Origin of the sequence: Flavihumibacter cheonanensis, assembly GCF_022352215.1 — a bacterium.
Classification (GTDB): Bacteria; Bacteroidota; Bacteroidia; order Chitinophagales; family Chitinophagaceae; genus Flavihumibacter; species Flavihumibacter cheonanensis.
This window is the reverse complement of the sequence record NZ_JAKRWF010000001.1, coordinates 1,867,903-1,891,393: the sequence shown is the minus strand read 5'-3', so window position 1 is coordinate 1,891,393 and position 23,491 is coordinate 1,867,903. Positions and strand designations below refer to the sequence as shown.

The following is a 23,491-nucleotide window of genomic DNA, read 5'->3' as shown; positions in this document are numbered from 1 at the left end:
GAAAATAGAACAAAGCGCTTATTTCAAGAGGTTTTCTGCTTTTTTCCAGAAGTTAAAAAAGGAAGAAAGTTTTCCAGTGTAACCCGGAATTAACCAGGGATAACCATCCTTCTCACCAGGATAATGCCGGGTCAGGGGATGATCGATGGTATGGATCGAAGGGCATTGCTGCAGTTCAGAAAAATCCTGAGGTGATCCGGTTACAATTTGTATATCAGGGATCAGGTCAACGGCAAGTTCCAATATAAAATCCAGTACTTTTTTGCTGACGGGGTACTGGCTGAAATGGTTGGGATCCAATAACAAAATCCGGTTGGCTGATTCTTCTCTTCGCCAATTTGGATTAAGCCAATAGGAGGTATAGATCAGGACAGGCTGATCCGTTCGGATAACTGGAGGTGCCGTATCCGGTAGGGTAGTTTGGAGACTGAAGGGCTGTGCTGCCTGGAGGCTTTGCGGAATTTCCTGGTTGAAAATTTCACCGTAGGAACGATCAAGAAAAGTTCCGGACTGTTTACTATTCAGGTATTGGTTGATGTTTTCCTGGTTCGCAATGTATTTTTTGGAAGAGAACGTTCCGGCTACCCATTGCCAGCTAAGTGTATTGCTGGCAAGGTCACCGTCAAGCAGGTGGTAATACATCCACTTTGAAGGAGCTTTCCAATGTGCATGACCCAGATTGCAGGTTATACCGGCGATGTACATGCGAAGATGATTGTGCAGGTATCCGGATTTGTAGAGATTTTTAATTCCCTCGTCAATCGCATCAATACCCGTTTCAGCATGTGTGAGTGCTTGCGGTATTTCATTATGTGCAACCGGATACTGGGGGTTCCGGATATCTTCCCAGATGCGATCCCCGAATTGCCACCAGCAGCGTTGAAAGAATTCACGCCAGGCGAGCTCCTGCACCAGTTTGTAAGCGTTTTTTAAAGTGTAACCATCTTTTTTAAGAAGCTCCCAAATTTCAGGTAAGGTAATAGCTCCTCTTGAAATATAAGGGGAAAGATAGGTGACGGCTCCGTTCAGGTAGTTTCTGGTTTTTCCATATTGTTGAGGTGATATGGAATGGACCCGCTCCAATATGCTTGGATAATCGGTTGGAAAGTTGAGATCCATCTGGTTAACGTTTGCTGATTTTATTGAGACTGATCGTACGTTGGCGAGAGCATTTGAATCGTTGGACAGCATCCTCCCGTTTCATGATATGTTTGGTTTTTCTGGATTGTACTCTCTTGCGCCAGCGTTTAAAACTGGAAGGGAGCATTTCTCTTCGCATGAGATGGATGGTTTGTTGTTCTGACAAACCGAATTGAAATTCGATGGCCTCAAACGGGGTACGATCTTCCCATGCCATTTCAACAATACGATCTATATCAGAAGTGGTTAGTGTTGTTGATTCCATTGGTCGATTTGATTTAGAAATTTTTCTGCGTGCTGAAGGTGCAAAGCCTGTTTTTCAAGGGCCATTTTATCAAAGGTCTTTACCAGCATTCCCAGTCGTGGATTGCTGAGGAAAAAATCACGGTGTACATGCATGAATCGCCAGAACAATCCATCCCAGGTGGCCTGCCAGGGACCTTTTTTCCAATCGCCCATTTTCAGTAAGTAATTTGATCCGCTTATATAGGGTTTGGTGGTCATTAGTCCGCCATCCGCGAATTGCGTCATTCCGTACACATTTGGTACCATTACCCAATCATAACTATCAATATAAAATTCCATGAACCATTTGTACACGGAATCGGGATCAAATTCGCAGAGCAGAAAAAAATTGCCGAGCACCATGAGTCGTTCAATATGATGGTTATAGGCAGTCTGCTGTAATTTTTTTATCACGTTGTCGATTGGAAGAATACCTGTTTCACCGGTATAGAAACTAGGTGGGATCGGGCGATTGAACCCCCAGTAATTGCGGGTTCTTTGGCGGCTGCCTGCCCGATAATAAATCTGGTGAATGAATTCGCGCCAGCCAATGATTTGACGGATAAAACCTTCCAGTGAGTTTATTGGAATCTGTTGCTGCCCGGCAAAATCGATAGTTTGATCCAGGATTTCCTTGGGAGTCAGCAAACCTGTATTCAGATAGGGGGTTAGTACACTGTGAAAAAGATAGGATTCATTTTCCAGCATGGCGTCTTCATAGGCGCCGAAGTCTGCCAGGCGTTGTTCCAGGAATTGTTGTAACTGATAACGGGCATCCTTATGCGTAACGGCGTATTTAAAATGGTTGGTGGTGCCGGGGTTATCAGGAAAATTGGTTTTGCAATAATTGATTGCTTCATCAATAAAGGTATTGGTTGGGGTAACCGGCAATGCAGGTATTTTGAGACCTTTGGGGATTTTTTCCCGGTTCTCTGCATCAAAGCTCCATTTGCCGCCCAGGGGCTGTTTTTTTTCATCCAGCAGAAAATTCAGTTGTTTGCGATGCCAGATATAAAAATCGGTTTGAAAAAAATTACTGCGTTTGTTGAAATGAAGGTCGGCATCAACAGGTTGCAGTAAAAAGCCGGGGTTTGAATACCAGTGGAGGGTTAGCTCGTTTTTTTGGGCTGTTTTTTTGATGCGTTTTTCCACCCAGTTATCGGCCGGATAGCATAGATGCAAATCGGTTATATTTTGTTTTTTTAAAACTTCGTGCAGGAATCGAATGGCCGATGTTTTTTCATTGGAATTGATATAAAGTGTAGAATATCCCTTCTCTTTTAATTCGCTTTCAAAAGCTTTCATACTGGCCCGATGGAAGAGGATTTTCTGCTGGTGAAATGCGTATTGTTTAAAGAATAATTCTTCTTCAATCAGAACAATCAAACGATCTTTTTGAAGTGCGGGATGCTTTTCAAAAAGGTGATTCGGTAATAGCAGAACAGCTTGCTTTTGCATGCAGGAATAAACAAAAACCAATGCGCTTTGTTGCTAGGTAAAACAGATTCATGGAATCCATAAAAGGGAAATCGATACTATTGGCAGGTGCAACAGGAGGAATTGGGCAGGCAGCAGCCAAAATGCTGGCGGCTTCCGGAGCGAACTTGTTTTTAACGGGTCGTACAGAAAGTAAACTCAAAACACTGGCTGATAGTCTGAACCTGGATCCGCAAAACTGGATGGCAGCGGATCTGACCAAAGAAGCAGAAGCAGATCGGCTGTTTCAGCAATTTACTGCTGTTATGCCTTCCATTGATGTACTCATAAATGCCTCTGGTATTGGTATTATCAAGCCGGCTGATCAGTTGAGTCCGGATGAGTTTATGCATACCCTGCAGTTGAATTTGTTTGCCCCTTTTTTACTGCTCCGGAAATTCCTCCCGGAGTTTAAGGCAAAGAAAAAAGGACTGATCATTCATATTCCTGGAATTCTGGGTAAGGTTCCTATGGCGGGTGCTGCTGCCTACAGTGCATCCAAATATGGATTGGTTGGTATGTTGCAAAGTATAAGAGAAGAGTTGAAGCGCACAGATGTACGGTTTACTAATCTATTTCTGGGTGGTGTGGATTCGCCGTTTTGGGATACCATTGATTTACGCGTTCAGAGAGATAAAATGGTAACGGCGGAAGAGGCGGCCCGAGCGATCTGGTTTCTCTGCCAGCAACCTGCCAGTGGTGTGGTAAGTGAAATGGTGCTCCAGCCTTTCAATCATCAGGCGATCTGAAATTGCCTTATTTTTGCGGCCTCAATGTACCGGCATGGATCCAAAATCCCTACTGTCTTTCGATAATACTGAAAATGCGTTTGCCTATAAAACTGATAAAGCCTTAAAAAAAGCGGCTTTTCTTTTTGGCTCCATGGGGTTTGCCCCGTTGGTAAAATTAGGAACCTGGATTACTCCCTGGGCTATCAAAGCTGGGTTACCGATTAAAGGCCTAATAAGAAACACCTTATTTGAACAGTTTGTAGGCGGTGAAACACTGGAAGAGACCGCAAACGTTGCTAACCTGCTGGGTAAATACCATGTACAGGTGATCCTTGATTATGGTGTGGAAGGAGGTGATTATGGTGAGGCCGGACTGGATCATGCCTGTGAGGAGTTTTTGAAAGTGGTGAATTATGCAGCCACTCAAACTAATGTTCCCTTCATGAGTATCAAGGTGACGGGTTTGGCCAGATTTGGTTTGCTTCAAAAGCTGGATAACGCGGCACAGGCGAAAAGCGGTTTTGAAGGTCGTATTCATACGGAAGTATTAAGTGAATCAGAACAAGCCGAATGGAATCGGGTAGTGGCACGTATGGAACAGATCTGTGATGCCGCGGCCAGACAAAAGGTGGGCGTATTGATTGATGCTGAAGAAAGCTGGATTCAGGATCCTGTAGATGCACTGGTGATACAGATGATGGAAAAGTACAATAAGGGCATGGCAATTGTTTACAATACGATACAGTTGTATCGGCATGATCGGTTGCAGTTTCTGAAAGACAGTTATCAACAGGCGGAGAAAAAGGATTTTATACTCGGAGCCAAGCTGGTACGCGGCGCTTATATGGAGAAAGAGCGAAAACGTGCGGAAGAAATGAGCTATCGTTCGCCTATCCAGCCAAACAAGGAAGCATGTGACCGGGATTATAACTGGGCGGTTGAGTTTTGCATTGAGCACCTGGAGCGGATAGCAACTATTGTTGCCTCGCACAATGAATACAGTAATCTCCATGCAGTTCAGTTGCTCGATCAAAAAGGACTTTCACACAATCATCCGCATATCCATTTTTCCCAGTTGTACGGCATGAGTGATCATATCACTTTTAACCTTGCAAAAGCAGGTTGTCCGGTTAGTAAATACCTGCCATTCGGTCCTATTGGTGATGTTATTCCATACCTGATGCGGCGCGCGCAGGAGAATAGTTCAGTAGCCGGACAAACCGGCAGAGAATTAAGCCTGATCCGAAAAGAATTAAAGCGCAGGTCAAAAGGTTAAAATCATTTTACAACACGGGTAGTTATCCACTTTTTTTTGCTTTGGTATCATAGTTGTTGCGTAGAAAGCAGCATGGGTTGACTTCTACGCAAAACTACTTTCTATGATTCAGTTATTGGCCGTTACTACCTACGAGGTAGGACGTTACGCGCAGGTAGTAGTGATCTGCAGCATTCCCGTGATTGTACTCACTGTTTTTGGGGTTCTGTGGTTGCATTATCGCCGAAAGAGAAAACTGGATCCACAGGAAGCGCAACTTCGCGAAACCATTTCACAAAAAATAAAAATCCAGGCTATGGAACAGGAGTTCAAGCAAACAGAAACGGATGTCCGCTTTTTGCAGGACATGCTGCAGGAAAAACAATTGCAAATTGAATTTTTACAAAATCAGCTCTCGCAGCGGATTCGTAGTTACCATGATGTGGAAGCCCGCGAGGAGCAGATCCGCCAGGAATTGCAATACAAGGAAAATGCACTTCAGGAATTAAGGCAGACAGTTCAGGTTAAAGAAGGCGAATTGCATGGATTGCAAGATCGTTTGCAGCAACAGGCCCGTTTTCTTTCCGGCTTGCAGGAGCAACTTATGCAGGGACTGGAACGACTTCAGGTACAGCCACAGCGGGAAACGCCTGCTCCTTTGGTGGCGGTAGGTTAGTTTACCCTTCGGGTACCCGGCGGGTGGTTTATTGTAGGAGGGCGACGATTTCTTCCAGGAAGTGGCGGTCGGTTTCGTTGAACTGATCTAATTCGGAACTGTCTACATCCAGCACCCCGATAACTTCTCCGTTACGTAACAGGGGAACCACGATTTCAGACCTGGATAAACTGCTACAGGCAATATGTCCGGGGAATTTCTCAACATCGGGTACAATGAGTGTGCGTGCTTCTTTCCAGCTCGTACCGCAAACACCACGACCCAATTGGATCCTGGTGCAGGCAACGGGTCCCTGGAAAGGTCCGAGTACCAGTTGTCCGTTTTTCACCAGGTAAAAACCGACCCAAAGCCAGCCGAACTGCTCTTTCAGGGCGGCGGCTATATTGGCGAGGTTGGCAATTTCATCCGTTTCGCCATCCAGTAAACCTTTAATCTGTGGAATCAGGGAACGGTACTGTTCTTCTTTGGTGCCTTTTAAAATCTGTAAGTCTTCAGCCATAGTGCAAAATTAATCATTTTGTATCCACAAGTTTCCCACTGATTCTCTCACCCGTCCGGTGGCACCCGTCCGGTGCCACCGGACGGGTGAATTAATCTGTAACTTGCAAGCATGCAACAGTATCATCAGTTATTGCAACATATCCTGGAGAATGGGGTGGAGAAATCGGATCGTACGGGAACAGGCACCATCAGTTGTTTTGGTTACCAAATGCGGTTTGACTTATCACAGGGGTTTCCGCTTGTTACCACTAAGAAAGTTCATTTGAAAAGTATTATTTACGAACTGCTCTGGTTTTTGCAGGGTTCTACTAATATCGCTTACCTGAAAGAAAATGGAGTGAGTATCTGGGATGAATGGGCAGATGAAAATGGGGAACTGGGACCGGTTTATGGAAAACAATGGCGTTCCTGGGAAGGGAAGGATGGAAAAACTGTAGACCAAATCAGCGATCTGGTAAAACAACTAAAAACCAATCCGGATAGCCGCCGGTTGATTGTCAGCGCCTGGAATGTGGCCGATCTGCCTGAAATGGCGCTGATGCCTTGTCATACACTCTTTCAGTTTTACGTAGCAAATGGTAAACTCAGTTGCCAGTTATACCAGCGATCGGCTGATGTGTTTTTGGGTGTACCTTTTAACATTGCCTCCTATGCCTTATTAACACTCATGTTGGCACAGGTATGTGACCTTGAGCCAGGCGATTTCATTCACAGTTTTGGAGATGTACATATCTACAGCAATCATCTCGAACAGGTGAAACTGCAATTAAGCAGAACACCATTCCCATTACCACAATTAAATTTGAACCCGGAAGTGAAAGATATATTTGGATTCAGGTATGAGGATTTTGAACTGGTGGGGTATCAAAGTCATCCGGGAATAAAGGCGCCGGTAGCTGTATGAAGACGTGAGAAGTAAAAGACGAGTTTATGAAAATAAGTTTAGTGGTGGCGGTAAGTGAAAACCAGGTGATTGGTAAGGATAATCAGCTCTTGTGGAGACTGCCCAATGATCTAAAGTTTTTCAAAAATACTACCTGGGCGATGCCGGTTATAATGGGCAGAAAAACCTTTGAGAGCCTGGGTAAACCTCTTACCGGAAGAACTAATATCGTACTGACTACCCGTAACAAATGGGAAGCGGAGGGCGTGATTGTGGTACACGACTGGACAACTGCGCTTACTGCTGCCCGTGAGACAGATGCAAAGGAAGTTTTTGTGATTGGTGGAGGAGACATCTATCAGCAGAGCCTTGCCTTCTGTCACCGGGTTTACCAAACCCGTGTACATACTAGCATTCAAGGCGATACTTATTTCCCGGAATTACCTGCAGCGGAATGGGAACTGCATTCCCGGCTGGATTTTTCTGCTGATGCCAAACACGCTTATCCCTACAGTTTTGAAATCTGGGATCGCATAGGAAATGATCCGAATGAAGCATAAGCCTTACAGTTCAGTTGAATTAGGAGTAAAATATCTGCAATACTGGATAAATGCGGGTAATGGGAAAGGGCATGGTATTCATTCTCCTTTTGTATTTGCCCTGATCCGGGATGTACTAAATGATCATGGTGAATATTATTCCTACTCATCTATTGAAAAACTGAGACTGCAACTGGAGCAGACCCATGAACGGATCGAACTGGTAGACCTTGGTGCAGGGGGGAAAGGTGTTCGCCAGGAACGCATTTCCTCCATAACCAAACGCACATCCAAATCGCAAAAACTGGGAAGGCTGCTTTTTCGCTTGTCTAATTATTTTCAACCTGCCACCATTGTTGAATTAGGTACTTCAATGGGCTTGTCGGCGGCTTATCTCTATGCAGGAAATACGAAATCGGAAGTATATACCTTGGAAGGAGCACCAGCGGTAGCTGAACAGGCCAAAAAAAATTTCAAGCAGCTAGGTTACTCCGGTATAAGTACCATTACCGGAAATTTCGACGAAAGGCTTGAGCCTCTATTAGCGAAACTTGAAAAAGTTGACCTGGTTTACATCGATGGCAATCACCGCTATGGTCCTACACTGCGTTATTTTGAACAGCTTTTGCAGAAATGTCAATCCGGCAGCGTGCTTATATTTGATGATATTCACTGGAGTGAAGAAATGGAAGCAGCCTGGAAAGCAATTCAGCAACATCCTGAAGTGCGCTGCACAGTTGATCTTTTTTTCATCGGGCTGGTGTTTTTTTCAGATTCTTTTAAAAGTCCACAGCATTTTACCATTCGCTTTTGAATTAATTGCGGTAACGTTCTTAAGTATCCGTAATAAAACTTACATTCAGGTAGAAAAATCGCTCCCCTTATGACCATTGGCGTATTGAAAGAGCCCGCTTCAGAAGCCAGGGTCTCCATTTTACCGGAGGCTGTAATTGCCTTAATAAAAGCAGGTCACCAGGTATGGGTGGAACAAGGTGCAGGAGAACTCGCTTTTGCTTCGGACGGGCAATTCGAAAAAGCAGGTGCGGAAGTACTAACCCGCGGAAAAATCTGGCAGGCGGATTGCATTTTATGCATTCAGCATCCGGAAGCCATGCCAATGGAGCAACTTAGTCAAAAGATTCTGATCGGAATCTTCCAGCCATTGTACCATAAAGCATTGATGGATCAATGGGCTAAAGCAGGTATTACCTGTTTTAGCCTGGATATGCTGCCCCGTACAACCCGAGCGCAATCCATGGACGTTTTGAGTTCGCAGGCCAACATTGCAGGATACAAAGCTGTATTATTAGCTGCGGCTACCTATCCCCGTTATTTTCCCTTATTTATGACAGCAGCCGGAAGTATTGCGCCGGCAAAAGTATTGGTGCTGGGAGCCGGCGTTGCTGGTTTACAGTCGATCGCAACCGCACGCAGATTAGGGGCAGTTGTTGAAGTATTTGATACTCGTCCGGCTGTAAAAGAAGAAGTTAAAAGCCTGGGTGGAAAATTCATTGAAGTGGAAGGTGCGGCAGATCCCAGTCAGGCTGGTGGCTATGCAGTTGAACAATCGGAAGAATTTAAACAGCGACAGCAACAGAAAATTGCTGAAAGCATCGCCAAAGCAGATATTGTTATCACTACGGCGCAGATACCTGGAAAAGCCGCTCCTGTACTGGTTACAGACTACATGTTGGACGCGATGCGGGATGGATCAGTAATCATTGACCTGGCAGCTGCAACCGGGGGTAACACCACTAAAACAGAAAATAATAAAACGATTCGATACAAAGGTGTAACCATTATCGGCAATTCCAAACTGGCGGCCACGCTTCCTTCAGATGCGAGTAAATTGTATGGCAAAAATATCCAGCAATTTCTGACACTGATAACAGGAGAAGCCGGCGTGGTAAAATTGAACTGGGAAGATGACCTGGTAAAAGGAGCCTGTATCACTCATGATCATACGCTGGTACATGAACGTGTAAAAGCGTTATAAACTATTCTATATGGAAACACTGCTGGAAAAAATTGCCTTGCACCAGGATTATATCTATATCGTGGTACTGATGATCTTCCTGGGAATAGAGGTGATCGGCCGCGTGCCCAGTGTATTACATACTCCTTTAATGAGTGGAGCCAACGCCATTCACGGGGTAGTAATCATTGGAGCTATCATCGTCATGGGGAAAGCAGATCCCTCTAACTACCTGGCTTTGAGTCTTGGTTTCCTAGCGGTGATATTGGGAACACTCAATGTAGTTGGAGGATTTGTGGTAACGGATCGTATGCTTGAAATGTTCCGGCACAAACAAAAATGAATTAGTAAGATTAGCCTATGTTGCTCACCGTTATATACCTGCTTGCTTCCATAAGTTTTATCCTGGGATTAAAGATGTTGTCGAACCCTGCATCCGCCAGGAAGGGCAACCTGATTGCGGCAGCTGGAATGGGTCTGGCAATCCTTGGAACCATTTTTCTTTACGAGGAATCAGATGGAACAAAACTTGGCAACTATGGATGGATTTTTGGCGGATTGATCATCGGAACAATAATTGGCACACTGGCGGCTAAAAAAGTTAAGATGACTGCCATGCCCGAGATGGTCAGTTTATTTAATGGGATGGGAGGTGCCTGTGCGGCGCTTATCTCTATAACTGAATTCAATCACCTGGCAGAAACCCTGCACCAGCCGCATGATGTTCAACTTGGAGAGATATTTCCGGCAAGTGCAGCCTACAGTGCCTGGGTAGGAAAATCAATTGTGATTTTAGCGGGATTGATTATCGGATCTGTATCATTTTCCGGCAGTGTAATTGCCTGGGGTAAACTGAATGGAAAGATTCACGATTTCGCATTCAAAGGACAGCATCTTATTAATGGCCTATTGTTCCTAGTACTATTGGGGTTGGCAGGCTGGATCGCGGGGGTTTATGAAAATGCGAATACAACGGTATTCTATGTATTGTTGATTTTGTCCTTGATATACGGTGTGTTTTTTGTGTTACCGATTGGTGGAGCGGATATGCCGGTTGTAATTTCTTTGCTGAATTCTTTTACCGGAGTAGCCGCCGCCTGTGGTGGATTTTTGTATAACAACAAAGCGATGTTAACAGGGGGAATCCTGGTTGGAGCAGCAGGTACCTTGTTGACAATTCTGATGTGTAAAGCGATGAACCGCTCGCTGCTTAATGTGCTCATCGGATCCTTCGGTGGTCATGCTGCAGATGTTGCAGCTACCAGGGCACAAGGCAATTATAAAGAAATCACGCTGTCTGATACTGCCATTCTATTGACCTATGCGCACAAAGTGATGATTGTTCCAGGTTATGGACTTGCAGTAGCACAGGCGCAACATGCTTGTCACGAGTTGGAAAAACTGCTGACGGAAAAAGGCGTAGAAGTGAAATATGCCATTCATCCGGTTGCGGGCAGGATGCCCGGACATATGAATGTGTTATTGGCGGAAGCCGATGTAGATTACGATCAGTTACTGGAGATGGAAGCTGCCAATGAACAATTTTCCACTACAGACGTAGTGCTGGTTTTGGGAGCGAATGATGTGGTGAATCCTGCCGCCAAAACAGATCCGGCATCGCCTATATATGGTATGCCCATATTGGAAGTGGAACTGGCAAAAAATTGTATTGTGAACAAGCGTAGTATGAAGCCGGGTTATGCAGGAATCGAAAATGAGCTTTTCTTTCAACCCAAGACCTCCATGTTGTTTGGGGATGCAAAAAAAGTACTCGAAGCGATCAGTACGGAAATAAAAAATCTCTAAGTCGTAGTTTTACAAAAAAAAGATTGACAATTCCTCCTGATTTTATTCGCCATATGACTGGTGCTCCGGGCTGGCAGGAAGCAGCTTATTGCAGGGTGCTGGAAACCGGTGAGCAGGTTCAAAGCATACGGCTCAATCCCCACAAATGGACAGATCCTCAGTCGCTTTCCTTTCCCGTGGAAGCTGCTATACCCTGGACTCAAACTGGTTATTACCTTCCTGAGCGGCCAAAATACACCTTAGATCCGCTTTTACATGCAGGCGCCTATTATGTGCAGGAAGCCAGTAGTATGTTCCTGGAACAGGCGGTAAAACAATTACTGCCGGATCGTGGAGGAATTCGGGTGCTGGATCTTTGTGCTGCACCGGGTGGTAAATCAACACACCTTCTTTCCTTGTTACCGGAAGATGCCGTGCTGGTAAGCAATGAAGTGATTAAATCAAGGGTAACTATCCTGGAAGAAAACCTGGTGAAATGGGGAAACAGCAATCAATTAATTACTAATAATGATCCTCGTGATTTTACTGAATTGGGCGGATTGTTTGACCTGATTGTAATTGATGCGCCCTGCAGCGGGAGCGGCCTGTTTCGAAGAGATCCCAAAGCAATGGCAGAATGGTCGGAATCGGCAGTTGAGCTATGTAGTCAGCGACAAAAGCGCATACTCACGGATATCTGGCCCTGCCTTAAAGAGGGAGGCCTGCTCATTTATTCAACCTGCTCTTATTCGCTTCAGGAAGACGAAGCAATAGCCGACTGGCTGTTAATGAAGGTTGAAGCTGAATCAGAACCGCTGCAGGTTGATCCTGCCTGGAATATTGTAGAAACTAAATCAGCACAAAAAGCTGCCTATGGGTATCGTTTTTATCCGGACCAGGTGAGAGGGGAGGGTTTTTTTCTGACCGCTTTTCGCAAGCGTGAAGCCGCTGGTACTATTGCTGTGAGAAAAGGAAAGAACAAACTGGAGAAGGTGAGTAAACAGCAGATTGCAGATATTTCAGCATGGTTGAAGCCGGGACTTAGCCAGTTTTATATGGTCCGGGAGAATATGGTAGGGATGCCTGTACAGGTTGACACATTATTAGCAGAGATTGGCTCTCTGTATGTTCGGAGAGCAGGTGTAACACTAGGAAAATGGGCCGACAGGAAATTAATCCCGGATCATGCCCTGGCATTGAGTAATGAAGTACATGAGGTTGTTAACCGGATCGAATTATCAGCAGATCAGGCACTGCAGTATTTGCGAAAAGAAGAAATTCATGTGCCAGGCTCAGCATCTGGCTGGAACCTTGCTTGTTATAGTGGACTTGCGCTTGGCTGGTTAAAGGTGATGCCAAACCGGTCCAATAATTATTATCCTAAGGAGTGGCGAATTCTGATGCAATCCGGCAGGTAAATGCCTGTTAACCTGCTTTTGGCAGCTATTTTGCGGAGAAAGCACCATATTTGCACCAACACTAAAATTCATCGTCCTGATGCAACAAAAGCCGATACTCTGGATATTATTTTTATGTCTGTCATTAAGCAGCTTTGCCCAGTCAAAATTGGAGGTGAAAGGCAAATCCCCTGATTTGTTTCTTGAGCATAAAGTAGTTGCCAAAGAAACCTGGTACAGTGTTGGAAGGTTGTACAATTTGCATCCAAAGGAAATTGCTCCATTCAACAGTACTGATTTAAATACCGGCCTGAAGATTGGTCAGCTATTAAAAATCCCCCTGGTTGCCGGAAATTTTTCCCAGGATGAACGAAAAGAATCGGATGAAGTGTTGGTGCCGGTGTATCATCAGGTAGCAGAAGGAGAGTGGATGTACCGGGTAAGTGTGAATCACAATAAAGTGGCACTTGACAAGCTGGAGAAATGGAATGGTATCACAAGGGACCAGATCCGGTCTGGTATGCAATTGATTGTCGGCTTTTTGAAAGTTAAGCGGGAACTGTCCGCATTGGCACAGCAAGCGGTACAAAGCACAGCAGGCAAACAACCTAAAGTGGAGAACCAACCGAAAGCGCCAATTGAGCCTCCAAAAGAAGAAAAGCAGGTAATTGCAACCACGCAGACGCCAAAATCTACAACTGAGAAACCTGCTCCCGTGCCAGTACTGAAACAGCAGGAACCTGTAGCTATATCCGGATCAGTTGATTACAACGGCGGTTTTTTTCGTTCCCAGTTTCGGAATGGTTCCAAATCAGCAAATGGTCAGGCTACCATTTTCCGTAGCACCAGTGGATGGAAAGATGGGAAATATTATGCATTAATGGATAATGTGGCTGTTGGTACAATTGTTAAAATCCGTCATACCGGTTCTAACAAGGTAGTATATGCGAAAGTATTGGGACAATTATCTGATATTAAAGAAAATACCGGACTTGCCATACGAATCAGCAATGCGGCAGCTGCTGAATTGGGAGCAGGAAATGGTGAGGCCCGGTTTTCTGTAGAAGTACAATACTAATAAAAGAGGCTCCTATAACGGAGCCTCTTCATTTGTCCAGATAACCGAGAAATTTATTTTAATTCGAGACGAATCGTATCAACGATTGTTGTTTGTCCGAGTGTAACCGTAATATCTTTCTGTGCTGTATTAAAACTATCGGGAGCAGGATAATAATGCAGGGAATAATTACCTGCTGGTATGTCTGAAAACTGGTAATTTCCTTGATTCGTAGCAGTAGTTGAAACCGTATCTGAACCCTGGAGGGCAAAAACGGTTGTTAGCACAGAATCAGGAGCAACAAACCCTTTAACTATTCCACCTGAAGGAGCAAAGGATAAAACGCGGATAACCGGTTTGAGAATATACTTGCCACTATTACCGGCGGGTACAATGGATTTTGCAGCATCAAAATCTAAAACCAGCCTGTATAATACACCACCACTAAGTTCAGAATTTACTAGAACTTTTAATCCCGATTGCTGTGCACTAGGTGTACTCAGCATTTCTTGTTGTCCGTCCGTTGTTATAACATAATTGTTCTCTCCAAGAATCAAACGAAGCTGGTTCATTTTGCCGGAAGGGATACTTGCGTTAGCAAGCAGGGTATCTCTGCCGTTGGTAAGTTCCAACAGGTTGTAAACACCTGGATAGGTACCGGTTAAGGTGGTCCAGCCTGTGGAATCTGAACCCATATTAATTTGAATCTCTTTAATATCTACCCAAACCTCTTTGATATTGGGATTGGGAGCATCTGTGAGTCTGATTTCGATGCGGGCATCATTTGGATTGGCATCATCCTGTTGGCTGCAAGCCACCAATAAAAAGGTAAGGCCTGTTCCCAGAAGAAGGGAGTGTATTACGCTAGTTTTCATAAGTAACAATATTTTATTGTTGTAAATGCTATTTCCAAAACTGTTCCAAACTAAATAAATGTGAATAAGTTAAGAGGTATATTTGTTAAAGCTGGTTAACACATTCTGAAAAATTGCTGTATGAAAAAAGCACTTCTGGTATTGTTCGTATTACCGTTAGGGTTACTGGCACAGCCTACACAGAAACCTGTATTACATGGAAAAAACTGGATGGCAATTACTGGCAAGCCCTTGGCGGCCACAGCTGGTGCCTCGGTATTTCAAAAAGGTGGTAATGCAGTAGATGCTGCCTGTGCTATGCTGGCGGCAACCTGTACCATGTGGGATGTATTGAGTTGGGGTGGTGAAACGCAGGCGTTGATCTATCATCCCAAACTCAAAAAAGTGATTGGAATAAATGCATTGGGAGTAGCACCAACCGGTGCAACTCCTGAGTTTTTCAAATCAAAAGGGTATGATTTTCCTCCTGAGTATGGTCCGTTGGCAGCGGTTACTCCCGGTACACCTGGTGGGCTATGTACCATACTCGCAGAATATGGAACGATGAGCCTGGCAGAAGTGCTGGCACCGGCCATGGAACTTGCGGCAGGATACCCTATTGAGGCACAAACAGCGAACAGTATGGAGCGGGAGAAAAAAAGAATTAAGGAATGGCCATATTCTGCAAAAGTATTTCTACCGCATAAAGGGCAGGAGCGGGAAGCACCGGAAGCAGGTGAAATCTTTGTGCAAGCCGATTTATTAAAGACGCTTCAAAAAATGGTGGAAGCAGAAAAGGCGGCACTCAAAAAGGGTAAAAGCAGAAAAGAAGCTATTTATGCCGCATATGATCGTTTTTATAAAGGGGATATTGCGGAAGAGTTTGTAAGAGGCTGCCAGGAACAAGGTGGACTCATAACCAAACAAGATTTGTCAAATTGGAAAGTACTAATAGAGGAACCATTGCAGGTAAATTATAAGGGTTTAGAGGTGTACAAATTGTCGCAATGGACCCAGGGCCCGATGTTGTTGCAGAGTTTGCAATTACTGAAACAGGTTGACCTGAAATCAATGGGCTATAATTCTGCTCGCTATATACATACAGTCTATCAGGCATTGAATCTTTCTTTTGCGGATCGCGATTTTTACTATGGTGATCCCTATTTTCCGCCAGCTGAGCCAATTAAAGGTTTGTTATCTGAGTCCTATGCGAAGGAACGATTGAAGTTTTTGCTTACTGAGAAAAATGATCCTGCAATTGTTCCAGGTGATCCCTACCCGCACCAGGGTGAAGTGAATCCATTTAAAAAAGAATTGGATAAATGGACCGGATTTACAGGAACAGAAGTAGTTTCCGCGCCGGATCGCGAATACCTCGACCAGGTTTGGAGGGGCACCACCAGTGTGGAGGCAGCAGATAAAGAAGGATGGGTAGTATCGATTACACCCAGTGGTGGATGGATACCTGCCTGTATTGCTGGCGAAACCGGTGTTGGTATGAGTCAGCGGATGCAAAGTTTTGTTTGTGATGCATCACTGAATCCATTTAATGTGGTCGCACCAGGAAAGCGCCCGAGAGTAACGCTCACACCTACACTTGCATTGAAAGATGGAAAGCCATTTTTATCTTTTGCAGTACAAGGTGGGGATACCCAGGATCAGAACCTCTTGCAGTTTTTTCTTAACATGGTGGAGTTTGGCATGAATGTGCAGGAAGCAGCGGAAGCTCCGAATTTCAATACCTATCAATATTGGTTGTCTTTGGGAGGTAAGGATCGGAAGCCGAAGCCTGGACATTTATTGTTGCATAACAGCACGCCTGATTGGATACGAAAAGAATTAAGAGATAAGGGGTATATCCTGCGTTTTGAACCAAGAACCTCCGGACCCATAAATGCAATCTGGTTTGATTGGAAACACGGGAGCTTTTGGGGTGGTTCCAGTAATCACGGCGAAGATTATGGAATCGGCTGGTGATGGGCTCGTACGGCTTTATGACCGGGTTCATAAATCAACCGGATGAAAGAACTGAACCGTACATTTTCTCGTTGTATAGGTATCCCTGTTACAATTCCGGCCATGAAGTTATCGGAGATGCCTACCCGCATTTGTGGTCGGATAGTCATATCAAAATCATTTTTACGGAATGTTTTGTTGAATTCGAGTCCGATAAAATTTCGGGTACCGCTGATCATGTAATGAAAGTTGCTATTCAGTTGCCAGTGTGTTTCAGTGGAATGATGCTGTGGTTTGTGAATAACCGGTCCTGTATAAATGAGGGTGTGGTAATTGCTACCCCAGCGTTTTGCTGCTATAAAAAATGGATTAAAAACATTTCCCTCAAGTAGATTGCTTTTACTATAATGTTTAAAGGAAGGGAGTTCGAACTCATGAATGTATCCAAGTGCTAGCGAGGTATTTGCCTGATCAGATACGAGTAATGTGTATTGAGTTGCCAGTTTTAAACTGTTAAGGCGGCTTTGCGGAATTGAATTGCGATCATTTCCATTTGCCGGATAAAAAAAGCTGAAAGGCAGTTCCACTTCAAAGCCCAGGCGGTCGACGGGGGCAAATTCGTATTCTATCAATGCTGTATAAGAATCGTATTTATTGTTGTCTGTGATACCCAGACCCAAATTCCATTCCTTTTCTCCTCTACGGGCACCGAGATCGCGAATAAGGTCAATAAAGAGAGGTTCTGCATGCAACACTTTGGGCTTTTGTCTTGGGGATTCCACTTCGGAAATATAAACGCTATCCAGTATGTTTTTCAGTATTTTAACAGAATCGGATTCTGATTGGGCGAATAGTTGGTAAGGCAGGTTCAGGGACAACAACAATACGGTCAGGAGTCTCATCCCGCAAATCTATTCTGCCATTTTTTGAAATTCTTTAAAGAACTTGTAAAATGCAACGTTCTAATCATATTCTAATTTGCCAAAACCCATCCCGCACGTATTGCGTAAAGAACTAAACCAACCCTGCTTTTGACCTGAAGTTTTTCAAATAGGGCTTCCCTGTAGCCGTCGATGGTGCGCTCACTTAACTTCATGGTAAGAGCAATTTCCTTGTATGTCATTTCAGAGGCAGCATGGCGGATGAATTCCATTTCGCGCTCAGTTAACCGGACGCCAGGCTCTGTCGCTTTTTCTTCCTTATGAATGGTATGGACGAGCTTGCCTGTTACAAAATCGGAATAATAAAAACCTTTAGTAAAAATTTCATGCAGGGCTCTGTGCAATTCAGTTTGTGTACAGTCTTTCAGTAAATATCCTCTGCAGCCTGCCCGGATCATCTGTATTACAGATGCTTCATCATCGTTCATACTAAGCGCCAGCAGTTTAATGTCGGGAAAACGAACGTTGATTTCACGAGCTGTTTCTACCCCATTTAATACTGGCATATTGATATCCAGGATACATATATCCGGTAAGGCTTCGGATTTTTCTAAAGCTTCAAGCAATAATTTTCCATTGTTTGCAAGGAGAATAACATTGAATTCCGGGCTGTCATTAATCAGGTAGGAAAGCGATTCTGCGATAAGCCGATGATCATCAGCAATTGCAACTGTATGTTTGGTTGTATTAGGAGGTTGCATGTGGAGCTTGTTTGGGTAAAACAATATTGATACGGGTTCCTTTTGAAGGCTCTGAACTTATTTGTAAAGTTGCACCAATCAATTGGGCTCTTTTCTGAAGGTTTCTCATTCCGGAGCCGGCATCATTTATCGACATATTTACAAGTTGCTCAGGATTAAATCCTTTGCCATTGTCGGTTATATTCAGAATAAATGCAGATTCTGTGTATTTCATTTGAATATGGATTTCGGAAGCATCTGCGTGTTTCAGAATATTATTCAGGATCTCCTGAATCATTCGATACAAAATGATTTCTTTTTTTGCGTCGATTAAAAAATCATCGCCTTCTGTTTCGAACTTGCAGTCAATAAGGGCTGTTTGTGAAATACGATCCAGTTCGAATTTGATGGACTCCCTTAGTCCATAACTGGCCAACATGTCAGAGTTCAGACCTTTGGAAAGCATACGGATATACTTAATAACATCGGCAAGGATCAGGTTTGTATCACGTATACGGTTAACCGAAGGGTGTATTTCCAGTTCTTTTTCAAGAATATTCAAATTGATTCGTGATACACTAAGCAATTGTCCCATATTATCATGGATTTCCTGGCTGATATCCCGCAAAGTCTGATCCCTGCTTTCTATCTGGGTCGTAAGCACTTCCTTTTCATAGTTTTCCTTCATTTGTTCCTGTTCATGTTGAAGGCGAATTCTGCGTTTCTGGCTCGAAAGGATAAAGTACACCACGAATGCACTAAGCGTCAGCATAATGACAACGGCGGCCGCCATCGTTAGGATAATTTCTATCTGACTGGCGTTCATGGTAACAACTTATTCTGGCGATGCTTCTTTTTGCAAGCTGAAATTGAGAACAAATGAACCGTAATATAACCATTCCGATACAATGAGAACATATGTTACCATTTTCTGACCGTCAGCACCAAGAAAATTATGCAATCCAAGAGTAAGAAAGGAGCTTATAGAATGAAGGAGGATGCCTATTGCGATCCAAAAACTATGTTGGTAAATGGTTTCATTCCAGCTGTACTTATCAAACAACCGGGCGACATAAAATAAGACAGCCAGTATGTGCAGCAGGCAGGTGAGACTGATGATAACTGTGTTCAGCGAATCTTCCGGTGGTTGGAGGTACCTGGCATTGAAGTAGGCGGCTATCCATACAAAAATGATGGATAGCCGGAAACTTCTTTTCATCCTACCCAGATGGGGTGCAAGGGCAAGGGTTATTAGGGAATAAAACAGGGGGCGAAAAACGTGATAATAAACAAAATTATGGTTGTAGTATTGGGCCATCAGCCATTCCAGCAGTTCTCCAGCCCCTGCTACAAGAAGGATTAGTAAAAATTCATAATTGGTTCGGGTAAGCTTCTTTTCTCTTGCAAATCCAATGCTAATTCCGAAAACAATAATAGAAAGTTTTATGAGTGTTGTGATCCAATAATTCATTCTAAATACCTGATTAAGGGTTTTTGCCGCAAACGGTAGGGCAGGGATAATAAACTAAATAGATGACATTTTCTGTGCCGTCTGATTTCTTTTCCGTATCCGTAGGTTTGGTACTGGTTGCAAATAATATGAATACTGGGCTGGTATAATCCGGATGTTTGCCATAGTTAACAGCAATTCCTTCAATTCCTGCGGCTTTTCGAATTTCATCAATTACGGAAACTGGCAGATACATGCCATTACGGAAGGCTGCCTTAAAATGTTGATCGGCCTGGTATGCACGTTCATACTCGGAGGCTTGCGCGGCTGTGATTTTTATCGCGATAAATTTCTCATCGGTTGGAATGGTAAAGGGCTTGCCTGTTTTGCACGCAGCCATTCCAATTAAACAGAATAGAATAATTATAACCTGTTTCATGATTGAAAAATTATTAGTTTAAAAATAGATATAAAAATGCCAGGGTTGATACAGATATTTCCCCGGCATTTGGAAGTAAGCACAGTTATTTCAATAATCATTTCCGTTCATGTCTTTGTCCTGTTGTTTTTTCTGCATAAGTACAATAAACATGGTAATTAGAGTAAGCGCTGCAAGAATCAGCATCAACCAGGGGATAGTATGAACAGAAAGATCAAGTAATCGTTTCATGCCGTTTATTGATGTTTTGCCGGTAAGGCTGTGGCGTCTGAGACAACCACAACCATGACCGACCGAACCTGTTTAGAATTCAAAACTAGGGGTGGGGAAGGTGTTGGCCAATGGGAGAATACACATTGAGAGGGGGCATTTTCCCCGTAAAAAAAATAACCTGCCACTGGCAGGTTATAAATAAAGTTGGTTTCAGGGAAGATAAGGTAATGGTTTACTGGTAGTTGATCAAGTGTCATCCCTGAAGCAAATATAGTTCCCGGATTACCCCCTTTCACCCGTTTTATCACGAAGGAAAGGGGGGTATTTTTCCCGGTGTTTATTTAACGATTACAACTTTTTTCTGTAGCCTGTTCCCTTTGTCATCTTGAATTACAAGGTAATAAGAGCCCGGATTCCAGGTCCTTGAATCAATTTGAATGATTTGGCCAGCTTGGTAGTTTGCTATTTGTCGGGTTACTAGTTTTCCGAGGTTGTCAACCACTTCCAGGCTGAGTTTACCAGATCCGAACTCATTTCCTATTACTACATTAATCCATTGATTAGCAGGATTTGGATATATTTTTGTTCCCTGGGCAATAAGGTTTGACGCTGACTCAATTGGGGCAGCTGTCATTGCCTGTTGATTTTGGTTCCCGTTTGGTGTTATTAAAGCCGGATAATAGATGGTTGAATTCTGGTTATCAAAAGTCGCTTTTGCCCATAAATTATTGGAGCTTCTAAACAGGTATGTATATGCAAGGGACCAAGTTTGTCCATTGTCTTTTGAGAACTCAAGACGTAAAATATCCCCCTGTCTTCTTATTCGGATAAAATCACCCGTGGTTACGGTAGCATCAGTTAGCCTATATAGGAACCAGCCTGGAAAATCACCTGCATATAATCGATTATTGGCAACGCCCATCCAAATTTGTCCGGGTGTATATACATGTTGAAGTGTATCATCCGTATCAAGTGCAATGAAGGCACCGGATGATTGATTGCCGACTGTTACCTGTAGACTGAAGTCTCCGGATATAACCTGGGTACCAGATACTGCTGTTGAATTCGGAGAAGCCCCACCTCTCCAAACATTTGCCAGCGACTGGGTAGCACCTCCACCAAAACGATTGTAGTTAACCATGGTAACTACTGGCGGTAATACATTAATCACAATGTCATCGCTGGTAACCGCATTATTATCATCCGTAACAAGGAACCGATAGGTATAGGTGCCGGGTTGAAGATTGGTTATAATAACAGTATTCTGGGTGCTGTCGGAAATATTACCACCAGCAGGCCCATTTATTTTTCTCCAGACTTTTGAATAAACGGTTCCGTCACTGTCCGTTGAAATACCGGTTAACGTCGTACGTGTTGCGGGGATGAATAGTTGCTGATCCTGCCCAGCATTTGAAACTGGTGGAATATTGGCTGCCGCTTTCACAGCAAAATCTTCCAGCCTATTGGATACATTGCCGAATCGTACTTCATCGATAAACAAGGTAATGCGGGATGCATCGGGCCGGATCGCCCAGTTATTTCCAAATGCCCACTTATAAATACCCATTTGTACATAAGGTTCTTTACTATGGAAAGCATCATCCTTCCAGTTGCCACCAAGGTATTCAAATACAAGTTGTCCGTTTTTATATAAGCGCACGTAGCCGGAATCTGCACTGGTATAATTTCTGTTCAGGACCCAATCTTCCCAAACATCTTTTACAACAGGCCCTACATCAGTTGAACTTGTTTGAGTTGAGCCATTCGGAGAAACTCTGGTGAGAATAAACTTATACCGGCCATTCTCCATCCAAAGTGCATTGGGTTGTGGCCAGTCATCATCAACGGCTTTGGTGTTAAAGAGTATACTGGTTGGTGTATTGAAGTCAGTATTGTAAGAAGGAATGAAGGTTGATGCAGCTATCCATCGGAGGCCGAGCGGTTGTCTTGAATAAGCTTCAGTATTGCCTAAAATACCTAATGGTGATCCGGCCGGGAGGAAGTTCCAAACTAGTTCAGACTTAAAGAATGGCCAGGTATTACCCGGGCCGTCGTTCAGCTCAAATTTGTACGAAAAACCACCTGCTCTTTTTTGTTCGGCAGACCTTACAACTGAACTTACAGAAGGGTCACCTTGGAAATGGGCCCATTGTACAGGAGGCTGCAGGTTATAATCCATGGTCAGAAAAGGCATGCCAGGGATTTCACAGTTGTCGTAAAAAATAAAAGAAGGGAGCGGCTGTGGTTGTTGGGGTTGCTGCTGAGTTGCCAGAAATTCAGATGTGGCGGCTGCAGAAGATCCAAATTTTATTTCATCCACATATAATACTGTAGGTGCCAATTCAGCCTGGTTGTTATTGATTACCTGGTTGATATTAGCTGCCCATCCATAGTTGGCAGGACCAATTTTTATATAAGGCTCTTTTGCATATGCAGGGATATCAGTTGGCCAGTTGGGGCCTGTTACATTAGCGACCAGGTTGCCATAGCGGTACAACCTGATAAATCCGTTCGCTGATTGTGTGAAATTCCTTTCCACTACCCAGTCTTCCCAAATGCCAGGCTGAACTTCGCCGATATTGATTATCCTTGTTGTAGGTACACCATTCTCCCAGGTAACCACATGAAAATTATATTGTCCATTTTGTAATATCAAATCCTGAGGTGTGGCATGATCATCCGGAATATTTTTCAATAACAGGCCTATGGAAACCGGATAAGGATTCGGTTGATAATTTGCAGGAACCAATGTAGACAAGCCAATCCATCGAAGGTCCAGCGGGGGTCTGCTTGTGGCAACTGCCTGACCCATTTTAGTGGCATCATCGGTATTGGTGCCTGCCGGAAGGTAATTGTAGATAAGTTGATTTTGCCGGAAATTATCATTTTGATGCGTTGTTGCATCCCTTCTGATTTCAAAACGGTAGGATGTATTACCAGCTCTACTGAAATCGCTTGATACGGAAAAGCTTGTTTTTACTTCATCACCGGTCTTACCACTCCAGAAATTATTGGGGTATGGGTTACCCCAGCCATACTGCGGCAGGGATTCACAAGGGTCATAAAATAATACCCCGGTTTGCCCATAAGCAGCAGAGCTTGCTATTAACAGGCATGCGATTAACTTCTTCACAACAGAAATTTAGTTGTCAATAAATAGAAATGGTCCAGGGATATTTGGATACGGTGGTATTAAGGAAATGATATTGGAGACAGGGTAAGCTACCGTCAGAGTAATGGGAAAGTGTGGATAAAGTT

General features: G+C 43.8%; 24 protein-coding genes. 12 read left to right on the top strand and 12 right to left on the bottom strand.

Annotated elements, in window-relative coordinates; translation table 11 throughout:
• Window positions 1-18 precede the first annotated feature (18 nt).
• Genes MD536_RS08370 through MD536_RS08360 form a run of 3 tightly spaced genes read right to left on the bottom strand, consistent with a single transcriptional unit; the run spans window position 19 to window position 2,883 of the window.
• The gene (locus MD536_RS08370) at window positions 19-1,119 is read right to left on the bottom strand and encodes an FAD-binding domain-containing protein (protein ID WP_239597746.1); all 1,101 of its coding nucleotides are present in this window, start codon (window positions 1,117-1,119) and stop codon (window positions 19-21) included.
• Between the two features lie 4 nt (window positions 1,120-1,123).
• Entirely contained in the window at window positions 1,124-1,405 is a 282-nt protein-coding gene (locus MD536_RS08365) for a TIGR03643 family protein (RefSeq protein WP_239597744.1), read from the bottom strand.
• Window positions 1,387-2,883, bottom strand: coding sequence for a cryptochrome/photolyase family protein (locus tag MD536_RS08360; protein WP_239597739.1), 1,497 nt, complete (start codon window positions 2,881-2,883; stop codon window positions 1,387-1,389). Before MD536_RS08360 ends, MD536_RS08365 begins: the two co-directional genes overlap by 19 nt.
• A 50-nt stretch (window positions 2,884-2,933) precedes the next feature.
• Here MD536_RS08360 and MD536_RS08355 point away from each other — a divergent pair, with 50 nt between their 5' ends.
• The 3 genes from MD536_RS08355 to MD536_RS08345 all read left to right on the top strand — a co-directional run bounded on the left by MD536_RS08355 (window position 2,934) and on the right by MD536_RS08345 (window position 5,563).
• The gene (locus MD536_RS08355) at window positions 2,934-3,650 is read left to right on the top strand and encodes an SDR family oxidoreductase (protein ID WP_239597733.1); all 717 of its coding nucleotides are present in this window, start codon (window positions 2,934-2,936) and stop codon (window positions 3,648-3,650) included.
• A 34-nt stretch (window positions 3,651-3,684) separates the two neighbouring features.
• Complete coding sequence (locus MD536_RS08350; RefSeq protein ID WP_239597730.1) at window positions 3,685-4,908, top strand: proline dehydrogenase family protein; 1,224 nt, start codon at window positions 3,685-3,687, stop codon at window positions 4,906-4,908.
• A 103-nt stretch (window positions 4,909-5,011) separates the two neighbouring features.
• Window positions 5,012-5,563 (top strand): DUF412 family protein, encoded by a 552-nt coding sequence (locus MD536_RS08345; RefSeq protein WP_239597729.1) that lies wholly within the window; start codon window positions 5,012-5,014, stop codon window positions 5,561-5,563.
• Window positions 5,564-5,591: 28 nt separating this feature from the next.
• Here the strand turns inward: MD536_RS08345 and MD536_RS08340 are convergent, their stop codons facing one another.
• Window positions 5,592-6,062, bottom strand: coding sequence for a free L-methionine (R)-S-oxide reductase MsrC (locus MD536_RS08340; RefSeq protein ID WP_239597727.1), 471 nt, complete (start codon window positions 6,060-6,062; stop codon window positions 5,592-5,594).
• Between the two features lie 111 nt (window positions 6,063-6,173).
• On the opposite strand from MD536_RS08340, the gene MD536_RS08335 reads away from it, so the two are divergent.
• The 8 genes from MD536_RS08335 (at window position 6,174) to MD536_RS08300 (ending at window position 13,721) form a co-directional block, all read left to right on the top strand.
• Window positions 6,174-6,968, top strand: coding sequence for a thymidylate synthase (locus MD536_RS08335; RefSeq protein ID WP_239597726.1), 795 nt, complete (start codon window positions 6,174-6,176; stop codon window positions 6,966-6,968).
• 26 nt (window positions 6,969-6,994) lie between these two features.
• Window positions 6,995-7,507 (top strand): dihydrofolate reductase, encoded by a 513-nt coding sequence (locus MD536_RS08330; RefSeq protein ID WP_239597723.1) that lies wholly within the window; start codon window positions 6,995-6,997, stop codon window positions 7,505-7,507.
• Complete coding sequence (locus MD536_RS08325; protein WP_239597721.1) at window positions 7,497-8,300, top strand: O-methyltransferase; 804 nt, start codon at window positions 7,497-7,499, stop codon at window positions 8,298-8,300. The genes MD536_RS08330 and MD536_RS08325 overlap by 11 nt, the downstream gene beginning before the upstream one ends.
• Before the next feature lie 69 nt (window positions 8,301-8,369).
• Entirely contained in the window at window positions 8,370-9,482 is a 1,113-nt protein-coding gene (locus MD536_RS08320) for a Re/Si-specific NAD(P)(+) transhydrogenase subunit alpha (RefSeq protein WP_239597719.1), read from the top strand.
• Window positions 9,483-9,492: 10 nt separating this feature from the next.
• On the top strand, window positions 9,493-9,804 hold the full coding sequence (locus MD536_RS08315; RefSeq protein ID WP_239597717.1) for an NAD(P) transhydrogenase subunit alpha part 2: 312 nt from the start codon (window positions 9,493-9,495) through the stop codon (window positions 9,802-9,804).
• A 17-nt stretch (window positions 9,805-9,821) separates the two neighbouring features.
• Window positions 9,822-11,267: an NAD(P)(+) transhydrogenase (Re/Si-specific) subunit beta gene (locus MD536_RS08310; RefSeq protein ID WP_239597716.1), complete on the top strand. Its 1,446-nt coding sequence runs from the start codon at window positions 9,822-9,824 to the stop codon at window positions 11,265-11,267.
• Window positions 11,268-11,290: 23 nt separating this feature from the next.
• Window positions 11,291-12,664, top strand: a complete 1,374-nt coding sequence (locus MD536_RS08305) for a methyltransferase RsmF C-terminal domain-like protein (protein ID WP_262915921.1) — start codon at window positions 11,291-11,293, stop codon at window positions 12,662-12,664.
• Between the two features lie 79 nt (window positions 12,665-12,743).
• A complete protein-coding gene (locus tag MD536_RS08300; protein WP_239597713.1) occupies window positions 12,744-13,721 on the top strand; it encodes a LysM peptidoglycan-binding domain-containing protein in 978 nt (325 codons plus the stop codon).
• Between the two features lie 53 nt (window positions 13,722-13,774).
• Here the strand turns inward: MD536_RS08300 and MD536_RS08295 are convergent, their stop codons facing one another.
• Entirely contained in the window at window positions 13,775-14,575 is an 801-nt protein-coding gene (locus MD536_RS08295) for a DUF4382 domain-containing protein (protein WP_239597711.1), read from the bottom strand.
• A 120-nt stretch (window positions 14,576-14,695) separates the two neighbouring features.
• Between MD536_RS08295 and MD536_RS08290 the strand changes: the two genes are divergently transcribed.
• Window positions 14,696-16,531, top strand: coding sequence for a gamma-glutamyltransferase family protein (locus MD536_RS08290; protein WP_239597710.1), 1,836 nt, complete (start codon window positions 14,696-14,698; stop codon window positions 16,529-16,531).
• Here MD536_RS08290 and MD536_RS08285 read toward each other — a convergent pair.
• The 7 genes from MD536_RS08285 to MD536_RS08255 form a co-directional block, all read right to left on the bottom strand.
• Window positions 16,513-17,412, bottom strand: a complete 900-nt coding sequence (locus tag MD536_RS08285) for an HAEPLYID family protein (RefSeq protein WP_239597708.1) — start codon at window positions 17,410-17,412, stop codon at window positions 16,513-16,515. The two genes, MD536_RS08290 and MD536_RS08285, sit on opposite strands and share 19 nt — an antisense overlap.
• 71 nt (window positions 17,413-17,483) lie before the next feature.
• Window positions 17,484-18,152 carry a response regulator transcription factor gene (locus MD536_RS08280; RefSeq protein ID WP_239597700.1) on the bottom strand — a complete coding sequence of 223 codons (669 nt, stop codon included), beginning with the start codon at window positions 18,150-18,152 and terminating at the stop codon, window positions 17,484-17,486.
• Window positions 18,139-18,957 carry a sensor histidine kinase gene (locus tag MD536_RS08275; protein ID WP_239597698.1) on the bottom strand — a complete coding sequence of 273 codons (819 nt, stop codon included), beginning with the start codon at window positions 18,955-18,957 and terminating at the stop codon, window positions 18,139-18,141. Before MD536_RS08275 ends, MD536_RS08280 begins: the two co-directional genes overlap by 14 nt.
• A 9-nt stretch (window positions 18,958-18,966) precedes the next feature.
• Window positions 18,967-19,602, bottom strand: a complete 636-nt coding sequence (locus MD536_RS08270) for a hypothetical protein (protein WP_239597696.1) — start codon at window positions 19,600-19,602, stop codon at window positions 18,967-18,969.
• A gap of 13 nt (window positions 19,603-19,615) precedes the next feature.
• A complete protein-coding gene (locus tag MD536_RS08265) occupies window positions 19,616-20,020 on the bottom strand; it encodes a hypothetical protein (RefSeq protein WP_239597694.1) in 405 nt (134 codons plus the stop codon).
• 90 nt (window positions 20,021-20,110) lie between these two features.
• A complete protein-coding gene (locus tag MD536_RS08260; protein WP_234864354.1) occupies window positions 20,111-20,251 on the bottom strand; it encodes a hypothetical protein in 141 nt (46 codons plus the stop codon).
• A gap of 319 nt (window positions 20,252-20,570) precedes the next feature.
• Window positions 20,571-23,366 (bottom strand): heparin lyase I family protein, encoded by a 2,796-nt coding sequence (locus MD536_RS08255; RefSeq protein WP_239597689.1) that lies wholly within the window; start codon window positions 23,364-23,366, stop codon window positions 20,571-20,573.
• Window positions 23,367-23,491: the final 125 nt, after the last annotated feature.